This is a genomic window from Sphingobacterium multivorum (genome assembly GCF_900457465.1).
Taxonomy (GTDB): domain Bacteria; phylum Bacteroidota; class Bacteroidia; order Sphingobacteriales; family Sphingobacteriaceae; genus Sphingobacterium; species Sphingobacterium multivorum.
Window position 1 is genome coordinate 60888 of record NZ_UAUU01000004.1, and the last position, 19584, is coordinate 80471.

General features: G+C 43.7%; 8 protein-coding genes and 1 pseudogene. All 9 read left to right on the forward strand.

What is annotated here, in order from left to right:
• Nucleotides 1–4 precede the first annotated feature (4 nt).
• Complete coding sequence (locus tag DTA23_RS06360) at nucleotides 5–3094, forward strand: SusC/RagA family TonB-linked outer membrane protein (RefSeq protein WP_112374165.1); 3090 nt, start codon at nucleotides 5–7, stop codon at nucleotides 3092–3094.
• A 28-nt stretch (nucleotides 3095–3122) separates the two neighbouring features.
• A complete protein-coding gene (locus DTA23_RS06365) occupies nucleotides 3123–4691 on the forward strand; it encodes a RagB/SusD family nutrient uptake outer membrane protein (protein ID WP_146753014.1) in 1569 nt (522 codons plus the stop codon).
• Between the two features lie 24 nt (nucleotides 4692–4715).
• Entirely contained in the window at nucleotides 4716–6161 is a 1446-nt protein-coding gene (locus tag DTA23_RS06370; protein ID WP_112374180.1) for an alpha-L-fucosidase, read from the forward strand.
• 37 nt (nucleotides 6162–6198) lie between these two features.
• Complete coding sequence (locus DTA23_RS06375; protein WP_112374167.1) at nucleotides 6199–8670, forward strand: glycoside hydrolase family 2 protein; 2472 nt, start codon at nucleotides 6199–6201, stop codon at nucleotides 8668–8670.
• Nucleotides 8671–8724: 54 nt separating this feature from the next.
• A pseudogene (locus DTA23_RS28605) lies at nucleotides 8725–10811 on the forward strand (glycoside hydrolase family 95 protein); the annotation flags it as partial.
• A 54-nt stretch (nucleotides 10812–10865) separates the two neighbouring features.
• Entirely contained in the window at nucleotides 10866–11246 is a 381-nt protein-coding gene (locus tag DTA23_RS30860) for a glycoside hydrolase family 95-like protein (protein WP_440591178.1), read from the forward strand.
• A 17-nt stretch (nucleotides 11247–11263) separates the two neighbouring features.
• Complete coding sequence (locus tag DTA23_RS06385; RefSeq protein ID WP_112374168.1) at nucleotides 11264–12451, forward strand: alginate lyase family protein; 1188 nt, start codon at nucleotides 11264–11266, stop codon at nucleotides 12449–12451.
• A gap of 58 nt (nucleotides 12452–12509) precedes the next feature.
• The gene (locus DTA23_RS30190) at nucleotides 12510–15209 is read left to right on the forward strand and encodes a glycoside hydrolase family 88 protein (protein WP_112374169.1); all 2700 of its coding nucleotides are present in this window, start codon (nucleotides 12510–12512) and stop codon (nucleotides 15207–15209) included.
• Nucleotides 15210–15271: 62 nt separating this feature from the next.
• On the forward strand, nucleotides 15272–19456 hold the full coding sequence (locus tag DTA23_RS06395; protein WP_112374170.1) for a hybrid sensor histidine kinase/response regulator transcription factor: 4185 nt from the start codon (nucleotides 15272–15274) through the stop codon (nucleotides 19454–19456).
• Nucleotides 19457–19584: the final 128 nt, after the last annotated feature.

Here is a 19584-nt window from a genome sequence, read left to right on the forward strand (position 1 = left end):
AACTATGATAACACCGATGACCAAAACGGTAGGTAAGGGGTTGCTTTTATTTTCGTTGATGAGCATGTCTGCACCGGCGGTGCTTGCTCAGTCGCAAATAAAGATATCCGGAAAAGTAAGCTCCTCAACAGGCGAGCCTCTTGCGGGGGTTACCGTACAGATAAAGGGGGTGAAAAACGGCACTGTAACCGATGGGGCCGGCAATTATCAGATTCTTGCGCGAGATATTGATGTCCTGATATTTTCGCTGGTAGGCAAAGAGAAAACCGAAGTCCAGGTCGATAAGAAAGATCACATTAATCTTGTACTGCAGGAGTCCAGTAGCCTGATTGACGAAGTGGTTGTAGTAGGCTATGGTACCCAGAAAAAAAGTAATCTAACGGGTGCTGTTGCTGCTGTCGATGGAAAGGTGCTTAACAAACGTATCGCTACAAATCCAACGCAGTTACTTCAAGGTCGCATGCCCGGACTTCGTGTTACCCAAGGATCGGGAGAAGCGGGGAATGAAAATGTGAATCTCCAGGTACGGGGATTGGGTTCCTACGGCGCCTCTTCTGCTCCACTGGTTATCGTAGATGGTATCCCCGGTAGTTTGGAAAATTTGAATCCCCAAGCAATCGAGAATATCACCGTATTGAAAGATGCCGCTTCAGCTGCTATCTATGGGGCAAGAGCAGCAAATGGAGTCATTCTTGTGACGACAAAACAGGGTAAAGCTGGAAAAACACAACTGAGCTACGATTATAATGTCGGAATTACCAAGGCCTCAGCTCTTCCAGACCTCGTATATAATTCCGTTGATTACATGACCTTGTATAATCAGGCAAATAAAAACTCGGGTGTCACAAATCCAAATGCTTCCTTTAGCCAGGAGATGATTGATGCCTACAAAAATGCAACAGATAAAAGATTATATCCCGATTTTAACTGGTTAGATGCTGTCTTTAGAACTGTCCCGGTGCAAACGCACAATTTAAGCTTAAGCGGTGGTGCCGGAGGAACAAATTACAACGTTATATTGGGCTACGTCAATCAGCCTGATATTATGATCGGGACTTCTTTTAAAAAGTATAATCTACAGCTTAACCTAGGTTCTAAAATAAATGATCGGATAAGTTTTGGTTCAAGTATCACCTTGAATTATGGGGATCGGAAATATCCTAGAAACGGTAGTGAAGATCAGTTTTTGTCTACCATTAGTCAATCACCACTTTATGGACCTGTATTACCAGATGGTAGTGGTCGTTATTCGTCTAGGGCATATCCTTTTCAATCCCCAAATAAAAACCCTGTTGCAGTTGCTGAAAATGCATTTACAAGACTGAACAATTATTTTATGCAAGGCAATATTTTTTTAAATGTGAAAATATTGGATGGACTGGATTGGAAGACAAGCGGCGGGTTGACGTATGGTTTTACAAAAAACTATACCAACAAACCTGTGATTAATCAATACATGTGGTTTGCCAAACCGGATGACCTACCCGCCAGACAACTTGATGTAGGTGGTCAAGGGCTAGAAGTAACGGACGACAACAATGTGTATCCAGTCGGGTATACGCAATTGACTTACGATAAGTCTTTTGGAAATCATAACATGAAAGTACTGGCAGGAACTCAGGCGGAATATAATAAAACACAAAAACTGTTCGGAAGTAGGCTGCAATTTCCCAACAATGACCTGCTTGAGCTTGATGGTGGCGGAGCTGGACAACAATCAAATAATGGTGTCACCAATGAGTGGTCATTGAGGTCTTATTATGGTCGGTTAAACTATGACTACAAAGGCAAGTATCTACTCGAAGGGAATGCACGTTATGACGCATCTTCACGTTTTCCTGAAAATAGAAAATGGGCGTTTTTTCCTTCATTATCTGGAGGTTGGAAAGTCTCGGATGAGAACTTTTTTGGTCCGAAATTGAAAGAAGTTGTTAATGAACTAAAGTTAAGAGCCTCCATTGGAACATTGGGTAATCAAAATATTGGTAACTATCCATATCAGATTGTTTACAATTCCTCTTTTGCTTATCCTTTTGATGAAACGCTCCAACAGGGAGCTCGTCAGGTAGCAATGGCCAATGACCGGATCAAATGGGAAAGTACCAAAGTCTTGGATTTCGGTGTAGATATCGGTTTATGGAACAACAAATTGACCGCTTCTTTCGATTGGTATAACAAAGTAACATCAGATATTTTATCTGCATCTACAGCCTTCCCTTCTTATATTGGGCTGACTGCACCGACCGTAAATTATGGGGAATTGCGTAACAGAGGTATAGAGCTAGGTCTGCAATACCGTGATAAAATTGGAGCGGTATCCTTGACCCTCAATGGAAATATTCAGGCCAATCGCAACAAGGTGATGAAATATGGGGCCGAACGTATCTCGGGCAATACCATTATCCGGGAAGGTTTACCTTATGGTAGTTTTTACCTTTTGGAGAACACGGGCATATTCCGTTCGAAGGAAGAGGTGGCAGCTTCTCCAGTGCAACAGATTCCAGCACAACCGGGCTATCTGAAATTTGCTGACGTTAATGGAGATAAAGTTGTGGACAATAATGATCGAATTGTCGTGCCCGGAGCGTATCCAGATTTCGATTACTCCTTTAATGCGACGGCTGTTTGGAAGAACTTTGATTTTACAGCCTTTTTCTTTGGTTCCCAGGGACAAAAAATATTTGTGAGTGAGTGGGGAATCGTGCCCTTTAGGCAAGGCGGAACGTTCACTCGCGACTGGATGAACGCTTGGACTCCAGAGAATCCGAATGCATCGCTTCCAATAGTGGGTGCTGAAAATACCCCTGCGGCAAATAATGTACGGACTGCATCGACTTTCTTTTTAAAAGATGGATCCTTCTTGCGCCTTAAAAATATTCAGGTAGGCTATGCTATTCCACAGAGCACCTTGTCCAAAGCTGGTATTTCTGGCCTTCGCATTTATTTTGCGGCGGATAACCTGCTCACATTCTCCAAGTTCCCTGGTTTAGATCCCGAACGTGGTGTTTCATCAAGCGGTGGTGCAACATCAGGACGTTATGTGACTCATCCGCAGAATAAAGTATTCGCATTTGGGGCGAGCATCACATTCTAATCGAGTGGTAACTAAAAAAAAATTACAGATGAAAAAGAGCGTAAAAAAAACATATCTATATTTAAGCTTAGCAGCCTTAGCTGCATTGGGTAGCTGTACAAAAGATTTTTTAAATAAAAATCCAACAGATAAAATTTCGGAGTCAACCTTCTGGAAAACGCAGACTGATGCTGATTTGGCACTCTCGGGCTGTTATGAATTTCTTTGCCGAGGATACAATTCGACGTCTTCATCCAATGCACGTGGTGGTTGGGGTGGAGCAAGTATGTTTTGGGATGGGCTTTCAGACGATGCTTTTGTGTCCAGTACCTCCAATAACTTCAATATTATTTCGCGATCCGGAATCACCTCGACAACGGGTGGCATGCAATCTGAGGGCTATGAGATTTCGTATCAGGCCATTGCAGCATGCAATAAATTGATTGCCAATATTGACCGTATTACAAGCATGAGCCAGCAGGACCGTGACCGATATAAAGCAGAGGCTCGTTTTATCCGCGCCTATTACTACTTTTTGTTGACCAATCTGTACGGTGATGTGCCATTGACTTTAGAACCTCTGGGCATGGACGATGCGAGTATTCGGCTCGGTAGAACACCTAAAACCAACATTATCGAAGCGATTTTGGCAGATTTAGATTATGCGAGTGAAAAACTGCCTAATACAGGGTATAAAGGACATGCTGTGCGGGGATCTGCACTGGGGTACAAAACAAAGGTGTTGTTGACGGTGAAGAAATGGGCGGAGGCAGCTGCAACAGCGAAGATTGTTATGGATGAAAACAAGTTTTCGATCTATCAGGGTGGATACCGCGATCTGTTCCGAAAGCCGGGACAAAATAATAATCCCGAAATCATGTTTTCCGCTCGATTTTTACCACCCAATATGTATAGTCCGGCAGATATGATGTATTCTTATCTGAAGACCATACAACCACTGGGTTATCTGGTTGATTCTTATTATGCCATCGATGGAAAGGATATTAAAGAATCGACAGTTTACGATGCTAAAAATCCTTACGAAAATAGAGATCCACGGTTGAAGTCAACAATTATGTACCGCGGTGTATGGCGCGGAACTACAGCATCTTCCGCTTTTGATCCCGTTGCCGAGGGCGTGTTGGGTGGTTTTTTACCGCGAAAGTATATCAACGAATCGAAATGGCCAACAAGTTACGCGACACAAAGCGATCAGGATTGGGTATTCTTGCGCTATGCCGATATTTTATTGATGTATGCAGAAGCGAAGAATGAAAGTGCAGGGCCTGATCAAACAGCTGTGGATGCATTAAATAAGGTAAGATCCAGGGCTGATGTGAAAATGCCGCTCGTACAGTTTAGCGGTTCGCTGACAAAAAATGAATTCCGCGATATTATCCGTCATGAACGGCGGATTGAATTGGCTTTGGAAGGTCAACGTTATTTTGACTTGAAACGTTGGGGGATGATCAAAGAGGTGATGGATAAAACCAAGGATCCAGATGGCGCTTCACGGTTATTTATGGCAAGAGATACCTTATGGCCAGTCCCTCAATCTGAGGTAGATATGGCCAAAAGTTTAGGTAATGACAATTTTAAACAAACACCAGGTTTCTAAATGAAGAACTGTGAAAATTTAGGTATGAAAGCTATATATAAAATGTTGCTGGCACTTATCCTCATCGTGGGAATGAGCACGGGATTATTGTATGCGCAAGTAAATCGCTTACCAGATAGTGTACGCATGAAATGGTGGGAGGAAGCCCGGTTTGGTATGTTTATCCATTGGGGAGTATATGCACAGTTCGGCGGTGTTTATAAGGGACACGAACAGGTACGTGGTGGAGCAGAATGGATTATGAACCGATCAAAAATTCCAGTTGATGAATATCAGGCCATGGCGAAACAATTTAATCCCATCGCCTATAATCCAGACGAATGGGTACGCATGGCGAAAGATGCGGGCATGAAATATTTGATTATCACAGCCAAACACCACGATGGTTTTGCACTCTTTGAAACAAAAGCGAGTAAGTGGAATATGGTGGACGCTACGCCCTATGGCAAAGACGTCTTGAAACCTTTGGCCGAAGCCTGCCGAAAATATGGACTGAAGCTTGGCTTTTATTACTCACAGGCGCAGGATTGGAATAATCCTGGTGGGTCGGCTGCTCGTAAGTTAATGCGAGAAGGCTGGCCTAATCCAGATTCAACCCGTATCGATGACTACACGCTAGCACATCATGGCCATTGGGACCCCAAACAAGAAACAGCGAGTTTTAGTGACTATATCAAAAACGTATCCGTACCTCAGGTCAAAGAATTGTTGAGTAACTATGGCGATATTGCTGTACTATGGTGGGATACGCCAACCAATATGACCGACGAAGCTGCAAATATGCTTCAGGACCAATTGGCATTACAACCCAATATTATCACGAATGATCGATTGAAACGGCCTAATTTCCCCGGCGATACCAAAACGCCGGAGCAAAAAATTCCAGATTGGAGTGAACTCGAAGGCAAACATTGGGAAACCTGTATGACCATGAACGGTACTTGGGGCTACCGCACATCGGATCATAAATGGAAGTCTGCCGAAACCTTGATCCGCAATCTCGTTGATATTGCTTCCAAAGGTGGAAATTACCTGTTGAACGTTGGCCCAAAACCCGACGGATCCTTCCCCCAGGAGAGTATAGAACGTTTGGCTGTAATTGGCAAATGGATGAAAGTCAATAGTGAAGCGATCTACGCAACCAAGAGTAGTCCTTTACAGCCATTTGAATGGGGGCGGTGTACCCTAAAGGAAGATGGAAAGCGGACTTATTTGTATATCTCGGTATTTGACTGGCCAAAAAATGGAATAGTTGAACTTCCGATTGAAAATAAAGTTTTAAAAGCTAGTCTTTTAGCCAATAATCAAGTGTTAAAGGTAAAATCGAATGCCGATGGTATTCAGATTGCCGTGCCTGAGCAGGCCATTGATTCTGTTGCTACGGTGATTAAGATCGAAGTGGCTGGCAAATTTAAGTGCGAAAAAGGGCCCGGAGCAAAGAACATGAAAACTGGAGCTTTGGACGAGTAAGGCCGATAAGATGGAAAGCAGATACTAGAATAGCATAATGAAGAAAAGTAGATTGAATAAAATAGTTGCGTTGTTGTTGACTTTTGGAGTTGCTCAGCTCCATGCTCAGGAAGTTAAGCGGATTGATCATGGCTGGGATTTCTTAAAGAGCGATCTGGGTGGAATCTGGGAAGCTGTAAGACCGGTGGGAGCCGGTAATCCCGAATCTGTTCCATTGTGGCAGCAGGTAGATCTACCGCATTGTTATAATGCGCTGGACGCTGTTGATCCAGCTATCAATTATTATCAGGGACCCAGTTGGTATAGAAAATCGCTGGAGATTGACAACCCCTATTTAAATGGTCACACCCTCCTTCATTTTGAAGGAGCCGGACAAAAGACAGCTGTTTATATCCATACCGTTAAAGTTGGGGAGCACGTTGGTGGATACGACGAATGGACGGTGGACATCACGGATGCGGTTGAAAAGTTTAAAAAAACAGATGCTTTTAAAAAACAATTAAAGGGTAAAATACCGCTTTCAATTCGTGTTGATAATTCGCGTGATTTAGAAATGATCCCCTCCAATCTGTCTGATTTTAACGTCTATGGCGGTATTTACAGACATCTAAACCTGAAATATGTTCCGCAGACAGCCTTGGAACGTGTATTTGTTGAGGCGTCAGTAGGGGCTGATGGCAGGCAGGGGGTAGCCAACGTCCGTGGACGACTGATGCCATTTTCGGCTCAGACTAATTTTGAAGTCGAAATGCAGCTCTACGACCCCGCTGGAAAAATCGTGCAAACCCAGCAACCACAGGTTAATAAGGGAGCATTAAATCTTGAATTTGGGAAGTTCATGGTCAAGAAGCCACAGCTTTGGAGCCCTGATCAACCGGCCTTGTACCGTTTGGTTACCACGGTTAAAAGCAATGGGCAAATATTTAAAGAAGAGACTGCCTTTGGCTTTAGACAGGTAGAATTTAAGGAGAATGGTCCTTTTCTGCTGAACGGGAAAAGACTTTTGCTTCGCGGTACCCATCGTCATGAAGACCATGCCGGAGTTGCTGCAGCAATGACTGACGATCAGATCTTACAGGAGATGACCCTGATGAAAGAGATGGGTGTAAACTTTATACGCTTGGGACATTATCAGCAGAGTCGTAAAGTGCTTGAGGCCTGCGATAGTCTGGGTATTTTGGTTTGGGAAGAGATTCCATGGTGCAGAGGTGGATTGGGTGGAGAGGTCTATCAGCTTCAGGGAAAACGGATGTTAACCAATATGATTGAACAGCATTATAATCATCCATCGGTCATTATTTGGGGCCTCGGCAACGAAAATGATTGGCCCGGTGATTTTACGGAGTTTGATCAGGCGAAGATAAGAGCTTATATGAGTGAACTCAATGGCTTAGCTCATCAATTGGACCCAAGCCGGAAAACAGCGATACGACGTTGTGATTTCTGTAAAGATATTGTTGATGTTTATTCTCCGTCCATTTGGGCGGGTTGGTATAGAGGCGTTTATACCGACTATAAAGCAGCCTCCGAGGAAGAAATGAAAAAGGTAAAGCATTTCCTTCATGTGGAGTGGGGCGGGGATAGTCATGCAAGACGACATGCAGAGGACCCTGACCGTGCTCTAGCTAAAATCAAAGGTGATGGTACAACAGATGAACGGGCAGGCGATGCGTCGCTCATTGGTGGAGCAGCACGCGTTTCTAAAGATGGCGATTGGAGTGAAAGCTACATCTGTAATCTCATCGATTGGCACTTAAAGGAACAGGAAACCATGCCTTGGCTCACGGGAACAGCCTACTGGCCATTTAAAGATTTTTCAACTCCGGTCCGGCCAGACAATCCTGTGCCTTATGTCAATCAGAAGGGTGTTGTTGAACGGGATTTTACCAAAAAAGAATCGTACTACGTATTCCAGTCGTATTGGACCGAGAAGCCAATGTTGCATATTTATGGCCATAGCTGGCCGGTCCGTTGGGGTGAAAAAGACGAGTCGAAAATGATCAAGGTGTATTCCAATGCCAAGGAGGTTGAGCTTTTTGTCAATGGCAAAAGTCAAGGACTAAAGAAAAGAAATAGCCAAGATTTTCCAGCGGCAGGTTTGCGCTGGATGGTGAAACTGAACGAAGGAAGCAATCAGATTAAAGCTGTCGCGAAAAACGGCCGGGAAATTCTCGTGGATGAAATTGAACAGCAGTATCAGACAAAAAAGTGGGGTAAACCGGCAAAACTTCTTGTGGAAAAAATTGCCACGGATGGCGATATGATCACTGTGCAAGCTCAAATTGTGGATAATACCAATACCCCCTGTCTCGATGCAAAGGATTGGATCTATTTTGGTTCGACCGGCGATGGTCAGTTGATCGTCGACCAAGGCACTTCTACGGGGTCGAAAAAAGTGCAGGCCTACAATGGTCGTACATTGATTAAGCTTCGACTGCCTTCGGGAAGCGCTGTGGTATCAGGCCGGATGGAAGGATCAAAAAGTACCTTGTTAACGATAGAAAAATAACACAAGATGTTAAAAGCAACGAATCATTTGAACTTCTTTTTACTGCTCGGCCTTATGGGGTCGCTTGCGCCATGCCGTGCACAAGGCAATTCGCCGCAGCTCAAGCTTTGGTATGATCAACCGGCCGCGCTCTGGGAGGAGGCACTACCGCTAGGCAATGGCACTACAGGAGCGATGGTATTTGGTGGGCTAAGTAAAGATAGGTTTCAAATTAACGATAATACCCTATGGTCGGGTGAACCCGATGCGGGCAATAATGCAAACGGCCCGCAGGTTTTACCCCAGGTGCGCCAAGCCATCTTTGCTGGAAAATATGAAGAGGCAGCAGTTCTTTGGAAGAAAATGCAAGGACCTTATTCTGCCCGGTATTTACCTATGGGCGATTTATGGTTGGATTTTCACCAGGACGAAAAAAAGATAAAAGATTACAAACGGGAGCTGGATCTGGAGCGAGCGATCAATCTGGTCAGTTATTCCTATCAAGGTGTTCAATACCTAAGAGAAAGTTTTGTCAGCTTTCCGGATAAAGCATTGGTTGTTCGACTGAAGGCCGACAAGAAAAAATCAATTACATTCGACCTTTCCTTAACCAGTAAGCTAAAATACAGTGTTTCAGCGCAAGGGAATAATCAGCTGACCTTGCAGGGTAAAGCACCAAGTTTTGTCGCCAATAGGGATTATGAACCCCAACAAGTCGTGTACGACAGTATTGGCGGAAAAGGGATGGCTTTTGCGATGCAGGTAAGCGTAAAGAATATCGGTGGTGTGGTAAAAAAAGAGGGGGATAAGCTTAAGATCATAGGCGCCGATGAGGTGATTTTATTTTTGACGGAAGCGACAAGCTTTAACGGTTTTGATAAGTCGCCGAGTCAGGAAGGTAAAGATGCCACGCTGCTCGCAAAAAACCGCATGCATACTGTCTCCAAAAAGAATTTTCAGACCATACTCTCCGATCATCAAAAAGATTATCAAGCACTATTCAATCGAGTAGCCTTTGAGCTGACAGGTACTTCTGTGCATGATAAATTGCCAACAGATCAACGTATCATGCAGTTTTCCAAAGGACCGGCCGATTTGGGCCTGCTGACGCTTTATTATCATTTTGGGCGCTACTTGTTGATTGCTAGTTCCAGACAAGGTGGCAGACCTGCAAATTTACAGGGGATCTGGAATGATCATGTGCAGCCGCCTTGGGGGAGTAATTATACGACCAATATCAATACAGAAATGAATTATTGGCTTGCGGAAAATACCAATCTTGCAGAATGTCATCAGCCTTTGTTTGATTTTATGGATGAGCTGGCTATCAATGGGGCCAAAACAGCATCGATAAATTACAATATCGATAAGGGCTGGGTTGTTCATCATAATTCCGATCTATGGGCCAAAACTTCCCCTCCGGGCGGATACGATTGGGATCCCAAAGGAATGCCGCGCTGGTCGGCATGGCCTATGGCAGGAGCCTGGTTGAGCACACATCTATGGGAACACTACCGTTTTACGGGTGACAAAACGTTCTTGAAGGAGAAGGCCTACCCTTGATGAAAGGGGCAGCCCAATTTATGTTGCAATGGCTGATTGCGGATCTCGGAAATAAATATCTCGTCACCAATCCGTCCACTTCACCTGAAAATACAATTAAAATAGCAGGTAAGGAATATCAATTGACCATGGCCTCTACCATGGACATGGCGATCATTCGGGAGCTTTTCACAGCTGTTATTCACTCCTGTGCTATACTGAACGTTGATCCTGAATTTAAATCAGCACTAGAACAAGCGAAGGAAAAGCTTTATCCCTATCAGGTGGGGCAATATGGACAATTGCAGGAATGGTTTAAAGATTGGGATGATCCAAAGGACCAGCATCGGCATATTTCCCACCTATTTGGATTATACCCGGGCAATCAGATCAGCCTTGCAGAAAACAAGGCTTTGGCTGCGGCCTCCAAGCGTTCATTGCTTTTAAGGGGCGATGTGAGTACCGGCTGGTCGATAGCCTGGAAGACAAATTGGTGGGCGAGGCTTCAGGATGGAAATCATGCCTATAAAATCCTCAAGGATGCCTTAAATTTTATTGATCCCAAATTGGACCGTGCGCAGATGAGCGGTGGCGGAGCCTATCCGAATCTATTTGATGCACATCCACCTTTTCAAATAGATGGGAATTTTGGTGCTACGGCGGGAATGACTGAAATGTTGCTGCAGAGTCATGATGGGGCCGTCCACTTGTTACCGGCCCTACCTGATGAATGGTCTGCTGGGACGATAAAAGGAATTAAGGCCAGGGGAAACTTTACCGTAGATATTGCCTGGAAAAATAACGTATTGACCGAAGCAATGATCGTGTCCAATATTGGTGGTGTTTGTCGTTTGCGTACACCTTTACCCGTTAAAGTTGTCGGTGTCGAATCAAATCAGGCAGCTGTCACAGACAATGCGCTATTATATAAACCGGAACAACTTCCGTATACGGTAGCGGATTCTTCCAAACTGCCCCTTTTAGCTGGTCCAAAAACGTTTGAAGTTCAATTTGAGACCATAAAAGGTAAACGGTACCGTATTGTTCCAATGTAATTCAAAATCCAGGAAAAATGAAATTTACATCAATTGTTCGCGTCATTGGCTGTCTCCTTGGGATCGCAATTTTCCCTTTATTCTTGAGGGCAAAAATGAAGGAAGGTATTTTTGAGCAGGAGATCATCCAGACGCTGCGCCCTGTTATCCTAAAGCAGTCCAAGTGGGCGATGAAGCAGAAACCATTGTCTGTGACAGCTTATAAGGCAGTTCGGAGTACCGGGGGTATTCATGATTTTTATTCTGAAGGCGATTATTGGTGGCCCGATCCCAAAGATCCCGCTGCGCCCTATATTCAACGGGATGGGATGACTAATCCAGCCAATTTCGTTGAACATCGTAAAGCGATGATCCGCTTTAGCCGAATCGTGGGGGCACTGGCCTCAGCCTATCGTTTGAATCCAGATAAAAAATACGTACAGCAGGCCCTTCGCCATTTAAAGGCTTGGTTCGTGGATGCAGAGACGATGATGAATCCGAATCTTCTTTATGCTCAGGCTATACAAGGGCGTTTTACAGGGCGAGGAATAGGCATTATTGATACCATTCATCTGATGGAAGTTGCACAGGGCGTAAAGATATTTGAAGACGACCCCAATTTTCCACAGGCTGCTAAGGATGCCATACATCGCTGGTTTGCAACCTATTTACGCTGGCTTACAACGCATCAATATGGGATCGATGAAATGAATGCTGCCAATAACCATGGTACCTGTTGGGTGATGCAGGTCGCTGCATTTTCGAGTTTGGTGCAAGACACGGTATTACTCAACAGATGTGCAGATCGCTATGCGCACGTGTTATTGCCGAATCAAATGGAGTCTAATGGCAGTTTTCCGAGAGAATTGCAGCGGACAAAACCTTATGGATACGCGTTGTTTAATCTGGATGCGATGACCATGATCTGCCAGATTTTGTCCAAGACCAACACCTCCCTTTGGCAGTATACATTGTCAGATGGGCGGACAATAAAAACGGGTGTTGATTTTATGGTCCCTTATATTGCAGATAAAGAAAAATGGCCGTATCCGAAAGATGTCATGTATTGGGATCAGTGGCCAATTGCGCATCCGGCACTCGTATTTTCGGCAGAAGCTTACCAGAATAAAGACTATCTGCAGCTTTGGAAAAAGCTTGATCATGCACCTGAACAAGAAGAGGTTGTTCGAAATTTACCCATTCGCAACCCGATTATATGGCTTTGATTTTCCTGGCTCTTTATAAAATAACTTAACCATTTCACCTTAAAAACCTACAGATAACATGAATGTTAATGCGACGTCTTTGCGAAGATATACCCTCTTTTTGCGCTTTCGAAATTTAAAAAGGCCATCCATTGCCAAAGCACTATTTTTGACGGGAATTCTGTGCGCTTTTCAACACGTTGAGGCACAGAGTACCAGGCAGCTGCAAAAAGCGTGGGGCCTTGCAGATCAACAAGCTCAACTACTTTATAAAGAATTGCAGCTCTTGAAAAAAAGGGATTCATCCTTGGTTTCGCCACGTACGCTTTCCACAGATAACGAACTGGTTGCTGTGAAAAGGGGGGACTGGACCAGTGGTTTTTTTCCTGGCGTCCTATGGTTTCTCTACGAAAAGTCGGGAAAACAACAATGGAAGGATCTCGCTTCGGAAACAACAAGGTCGATCGAGGCGGAGCAATTTAATGGTAAGACCCATGATATGGGCTTTAAGATCTATTGTAGCGTTGGAAATGGTTATCGCTTAACCGCAAATCCACAGTACCGGGAGGTGCTTGTACAGGCAGCCAAAACGCTGGCAACCCGTTTCAATCCAACAGTCGGCTGTATACGTTCGTGGGACCACAATAGCCACCGCTGGGACTTTCCGGTTATCATTGATAACATGCTCAATCTAGAATTGCTGTTTGAAGCAACCAAACTCACTGGAGACTCTACTTATTATCAGATCGCGGTGAGCCACGCCAACACAACGCTAAAAAATCATTTTAGACCGGATTACAGTACCTATCATGTGATAGACTACAACCCGAAAACAGGAGCAGTGCAGCATAAAAACACCCATCAGGGCTTAAGTGACGAATCGACCTGGTCGCGGGGTGAAGCCTGGGCACTGTATGGCTATACGATGTGTTACAGAGAAACCGGCGATCCGAAATATTTGCAGCAAGCCGAAAAAGTTGCACATTGGCTGTTTACACATCCTAATATGCCGAAAGACTTGATCCCTTATTGGGATTTCGATGCACCTCATATACCAAATGAACCACGGGATGTGTCGGCAGCGACAGTCATCGCATCGGGGCTGTTGGAATTAAGCACGTATAGCAACCAAGGAAAAGATTATCGTGCAAAAGCACAGACCATATTGGCTAACCTGATAGACCATTACATGTCGCCACCAAATAAAAATCGCGGTTTTATATTATTACACAGTACGGGATCGAAACCTTCCAATACCGAAGTGGATAAACCTTTGAGTTATGCCGATTATTATTTCTTGGAAGCACTGCATCGACAAGAAGAGCTGCAGTCCGGAAAAGTGCAATCGGATCTGGTCCGAAAAAATCCAGCGGGACAATTGATCTATTTTCCGGATGCACAGGGAAACGTCATCCCCGACTTTAGCCATGTGGGCTATCATCAAGGTGATCAAAAGCTGCCCAATGTTCCTGTCGTGGTTACGGTAAAACCCAGCATAAATGGCGATGATCAGCAAATTATACAGCAGGCTATCGATGCCGTAGCAGCAAAACCACCTGATAAAAACGGTTATAGAGGTGCTGTTTTGTTAAAAAAAGGCCTATACACTATACCTGGGAGTTTGGAAATTCATGCCAGCGGTGTGGTGTTGAGAGGTGAGGGGGATGCCGAAGGACAAACCCTGCTTAAAGCAGCAGGCCAGCACCAACGGAGCTTATTGAAAGTTTCCGGTACGGGTAATTATACAGTGGATCAGGCTAGACAACAGTTTGTTAAGCCTGGCTATGGACCTGTAGGGGCTAACTATGTTCTGGTCGATCGTCCGAAGGAATGGAGAGTGGGCGAGCAGGTCCTCCTCTCGTATGAAATGAACGATGCCTGGATTGAAGCGCTTCGAATGAACCAGATTGAAAAAAGAGAAGGGACGAAACAGTGGACAGCGCGGGAATACAAGCTAAATTTTGAACGTACTATTTTAGCCATTCGAGGTGACTCTGTATTTTTTGATAATCCCCTGGTGATGGCGATTGATCCGAGGTACGCAAAAGTGGCCGTTATTCCCTACACCTTCGACGGGCGTATAAGTGAAGTTGGGATCGAAAATATACGGTTCGAGTCTGATTTTGTAAGTGATACGGACGAAAATCACGGCTGGATTGCAATTGATATGGATAAAATAACGAATGGTTGGGTGCGCAATATCACCGCGCGTTATTTTGGCTATGCGGCGGTGAGTCTTGGTGCTTTTGCCAAACAGATTACAGTAATGAAGTCGCGGTGTCTGGATGGAAAATCTCAAATTACAGGCGGGCGGAGGTATTCGTTCAATAATGACGGTCAGCTTAATTTATTTAAAGAACTTTATACGACGGAAGGTCGTCATGATTACGTAACAGGGGCCAGGACCCTCGGTCCGAACGTTTTTAGCCTTTCTAGCGCGGAACGAACACATGCGGATATTGGTCCACATCATCGATGGGCTGTTGGAACCTTATACGATCAAATCGTAACGGATGGTGAAATTAATGTGCAGGATCGGGGTAATTGGGGGAGTGGACACGGTTGGACTGGGGTGACACAAGTCTTATGGAAGTGGACGGTCAAAAGTGCTGCAGTACAACAGCCCTGGACTTCTGGGCAAAATTTTGCCATAGGCGTAAAGGGAGAGAAAGTAGCTGGAAGATTGAAAAATAGAAACGCTGGTTATTGGGAAAATCAAAACCGGATAATGTCGATCGGCTCGCTTTATGAGCAACAATTAAAAGATCGATTAAAGTGATTCTTGTTCGTGTTTATTCAATGGAATGATTATTTTTATCATCCATTTCAATTATATACCTTATGATGCCACTACGTGTTTTTGTGCGCTGTTTTTGCTGTGCTTTAGCGTTAATTTCTGTTTTGCATGCGCAGGAAAAAAACTATCGTTTTTTACACTTGGATGTCAATGAAGGTTTGTCTCAGGGCAGCGTTTTCGCTATTGCTCAAGATTATTTGGGTTTTATGTGGATCGGTACCCGTGATGGCTTAAATAAGTACGACGCAAGAAAGTTTACGATTTACCGCAGCAATCCACAAGATAGCCTTTCCTTAGAGCACAACTTTATTCAAGCGATTACGGAAGATAACAAAAGTCGGCTTTGGATAGGGACAATGACAGGACTGAATTTATACAATCGTGCGTCAGACAATTTCATCCGTATACCCTTACCTACTGTGGAGAGTAGCAGTGGAAAAATGGATGTCAACGTTCATCAGATTTTTCAGGATTCCAAGGGCAAGATTTGGATTGCGACAAATATAGGATTGTATAAGATTAAAGAGGGCCGGCATCTCGAAGCGGAATTGGTCTTCAATGAGATTACCGTTGAAAGAAGCCAGGGAAAAGAATACTATCGTAATTTTCGGACCGTGTATGAGGATCGCAGAAAGCGATTGTGGTTTTGTACTGATGATGCCATTGTACTCATGCAGGCCGCATCGAAAGATGGAAATAGTTTAAAGGTTCTACGGACTTACTTCAAAGAGAAATCAGTAGATAATAAAGTTAATCAACGGTTTCAGGCCGTATTGGAGGTTAGTCCAGGTATATTCTGGGTAGGCACGAAATATAATGGGATTCGGATTATCAATGAGCATACAGGCGAAATATCCTCGTTAACTGAAGCGGGCAATCATACAGGTTTGGCCAGTCAAGATGTACGGTCCTTAAAAAAAACAGTTGATGGAAAGATTTGGATCGGAACATTCAATGGCCTATATGTTTATCAAAATGGAAAACTGCTTTTTATTCAGGCAGACGATGGAAATCCCAATAGCTTAAGCAATAATTCCATTCGTCCTATATTTCAGGACAAGAGGGGATCTATTTGGATCGGAACCTATTTTGGAGGGGTCAATATCTATGACAAGGATATTCCCAATTTTCAGAATTTTACCCATCAAGCTAAACGCAATAGCTTAAGTTACAATGTGGTGAGCGCTTTTGTTGAAAATGGAATGGGAGAACTTGTAATTGGAACTGAGGGTGGAGGATTGAATTATTTTAATCGGCGTACGAATTCGTTTTTTAGTGAACGTCACGATAAAAATAACCTGAATGGCCTAAGTCATAACAATGTGAAGTCCATCTGTCTAGATAAGGGAGGGAACTTATGGGTAGGTACCTATGACGGTGGATTGAATTTAAGACGAAAGGGGCAACAAGGCTATGAACATTTTCGTTTCGATCCCAATGTAAGTAATGGCCTGGCAAACAATAATGTCTATGCAATCTTAGAGGATCGCAATGGCGATATTTGGATTGGCACGTTCGGTGGCGGACTACAGGTGCTTCGTAAAAACCAGAAAGTGGGATCTTTCCAGACATTTGATGTTGCAGGAAAGCAATTGAGCTCCAATATGGTGCGCGCTTTGCTAGAGGATTCAAAAGGTAATCTATGGATCGGTACTTCCAATGGGTTAAATCTAAAACTAGCCGGTACCGATAAATTTGTTTCCTTTCTAAATGACAAGAAAGATTCTCTTTCAATTAGCGGAAATGATATTGTGAGTATCCATGAAGATCGAAAAGGACAGATTTGGATCGGTACCTATATGGGCGGGCTCAATCGCTATCTTCCGGAGAAGAAAGCGTTCAAAAGGTTCAATGAACGAAATGGATTGCCGATCAACAATGTTTTTGCGATGTTGAGCGATCTGAAAAACAAATTGTGGTTGAGTACAAATACAGGGATTTCTTGTTTCGACCCCCTATCGGGTCATGTACGCACCTATACGAAGACCGATGGTCTTCCTGGCAACGAATATATTCAAAATGCAGCAGCAATGTTGCGGGACGGAAAACTTGCCTTTGGAAGTTTCTCCGGCTTCACCCTATTTAATCCGGATAGTTTAAGTGTCAATAATTATATTCCCCCCATTCAGTTTACAGAGCTGAAATTATTCAATAAAACAGTTCTCCCAGGTATTGATGCTGTTATTCCCAAAGATATATCCATGATGGATGAATTGATACTTGATCACAATCAAAATGTTTTTAGTCTCGAATTCAGTGTGTTGAATTATGTCCATCCGGAGAAAAATCAATACGCGTATTATCTGAAAGGTTTTGATCAAGACTGGAATTATGTAAGCAATCCCGTGGCTACGTATACCAATTTAGACCCTGGTACCTACGAGCTTTGGGTAAAGGGGGCTAACAACGATGGGGTATGGAACGAAAAGGCAACGGTTTTGAAGATTAAAGTGCTGCCAGCACCCTGGAAGACATGGTGGGCCTATAGCGGCTATTTTCTTCTTTTTGCTGCGGCCGGTTTTTTGGTTATCCGATTTTTCCACGGCCGGAATAAATTGAAACAGGACCTTTTGATTCGGCAAATAGATTCGGAAAAACAGGAGGAGCTCCATGAAGCAAAACTGAATTTCTTTACCAATATCTCCCATGAATTCCGTACGCCATTGTCATTAATTATCGGGCCGTTAAATCAATTAAAAGGCGACCGATCGCTTTCAGCGTATGCACAGGAGCACCTTGGTTATGCGACGAGAAATGCCGATCGGTTGATGAATCTGGTCAATCAGCTGCTTGATTTCAGAAAACATGAAGGCGGAAAGATGAAATTGTTTTGCCAAAAGGTTCATCTTGCTACGTATTTGGAAAACATTCGCCAGAATTTTCACTTTATTGCCGAAAAAAATAATATTCAGTTTTTTCTGGATAATAAGGTAAGTCCTAATTACGTTGCAGGTTTCGATCCGGAACAATTTGAAAAAGTCCTTGTCAATTTGATTTATAATGCGTTTAAATTTACGGATAAGGGAGGTAAAATAAAGATACAGGTTGAGCTAGAAGTGGAAGGTGAGTTGGAGAAATTGCTTGTTTCCGTTTGGGATTCCGGGCGTGGAATCCCACCCAAAGATATTCCTTTTGTATTTGAACAATTTTATCAGGCCAATACAAAAGGCTTGTCGGCTACCAACGGTGGAATAGGTTTGGCACTTTGCCGTTCCATTGTCCAGTTGCACGGCGGGAAACTCACTGTTGAAAGCAATATGGTACAGGAAACGACAGACTACAATACGGTATTTCGGATCAGCCTGCCCCAGAGCGCTGTCGTCATCGAAGAGCTACCGGTCTTAACGGATACTCCAGGGATGATATGCGCTGACCCAGCAGATGCCGGTATGCCCTATGTGGATACTACAAAAACAGCAATTGAGCGTCCTGCGGCGGAGGAAGATAAACCCATCATACTTGTTGCCGAGGACAATGTGGAGCTACGTTGTTTTCTATGTGAAAATTTACGAAAAAAATATATTGTTTTGGAAGCCAACGATGGTATTGAGGCCCTGGAATTGGTGCAAACAAAACAGCCCGATATTATCATTTCGGATGTAACGATGCCCAACTGTGACGGAATCACACTTTTGCAGCAGATTAAAAATGATAGCAGTTCAAATCATATTCCGGTGATTCTTTTGACAGCCCGCACAGCTGATCCTTATATCACAGAGGCATTTGAAATCGGTACAGATGATTACATTACCAAGCCCTTCAGTATGCCGCACCTCATTCAGAAAATTTCTAACATCTTACAGACGCGGAAAAGGTTGGAGGAAAAATTTGTACAGCATTATCTTCTTGGAGCGCAGGGAACAGATCTGCCCGAAAGAACCCGTTTCTTGGATCAGGTGTTGAAGATTGTTGAAGAAAATCTGGGCTGCGAAGATTTTGGCGTGCTTGATCTTACAAAAGCCATCGGTGTGAGCCGCTCTGTTTTGTACCGCAAGATTAAGCAGCAAACGGGACTGAATCTGGTTGAATTTATTAATATGGTCCGTCTCAAGAAAGCAGCCTATATTTTGGTGAACGATACAGGTTTGAGTATCAGCGAGGTGGCTTATCAGGTCGGGTTCAATGATCCAAAGTATTTTAGCAAATCATTTAAGAAATTCTATAAGGAGAGTCCACGTACCTATGTTGAAAAATTCGGTGTAAAGGAAAGTAGCAATTTAGAAAAATAAGCAAGGGTTTTCGTGATTTGGTCAGCAGCAGCGAGGACAGCAGACTGAATTTTTTTCGGTCAAAAAAAAAGGTTTTCAAACGGGGAGAATGAAAACCTTCAATAACCAATTATAAACCTAAATTATGA

Bases quoted from the DNA above. Each gene is read 5' to 3' on its own strand.
- DTA23_RS06360 (WP_112374165.1), top strand. From the start codon at position 5: ATGATAACACCGATGACCAAAACGGTAGGTAAGGGGTTGCTTTTATTT.
- DTA23_RS06365 (WP_146753014.1), top strand. From the start codon at position 3,123: ATGAAAAAGAGCGTAAAAAAAACATATCTATATTTAAGCTTAGCAGCC.
- DTA23_RS06370 (WP_112374180.1), top strand. From the start codon at position 4,716: ATGAAAGCTATATATAAAATGTTGCTGGCACTTATCCTCATCGTGGGA.
- DTA23_RS06375 (WP_112374167.1), top strand. From the start codon at position 6,199: ATGAAGAAAAGTAGATTGAATAAAATAGTTGCGTTGTTGTTGACTTTT.
- DTA23_RS30860 (WP_440591178.1), top strand. From the start codon at position 10,866: ATGTTGCTGCAGAGTCATGATGGGGCCGTCCACTTGTTACCGGCCCTA.
- DTA23_RS06385 (WP_112374168.1), top strand. From the start codon at position 11,264: ATGAAATTTACATCAATTGTTCGCGTCATTGGCTGTCTCCTTGGGATC.
- DTA23_RS30190 (WP_112374169.1), top strand. From the start codon at position 12,510: ATGAATGTTAATGCGACGTCTTTGCGAAGATATACCCTCTTTTTGCGC.
- DTA23_RS06395 (WP_112374170.1), top strand. From the start codon at position 15,272: ATGATGCCACTACGTGTTTTTGTGCGCTGTTTTTGCTGTGCTTTAGCG.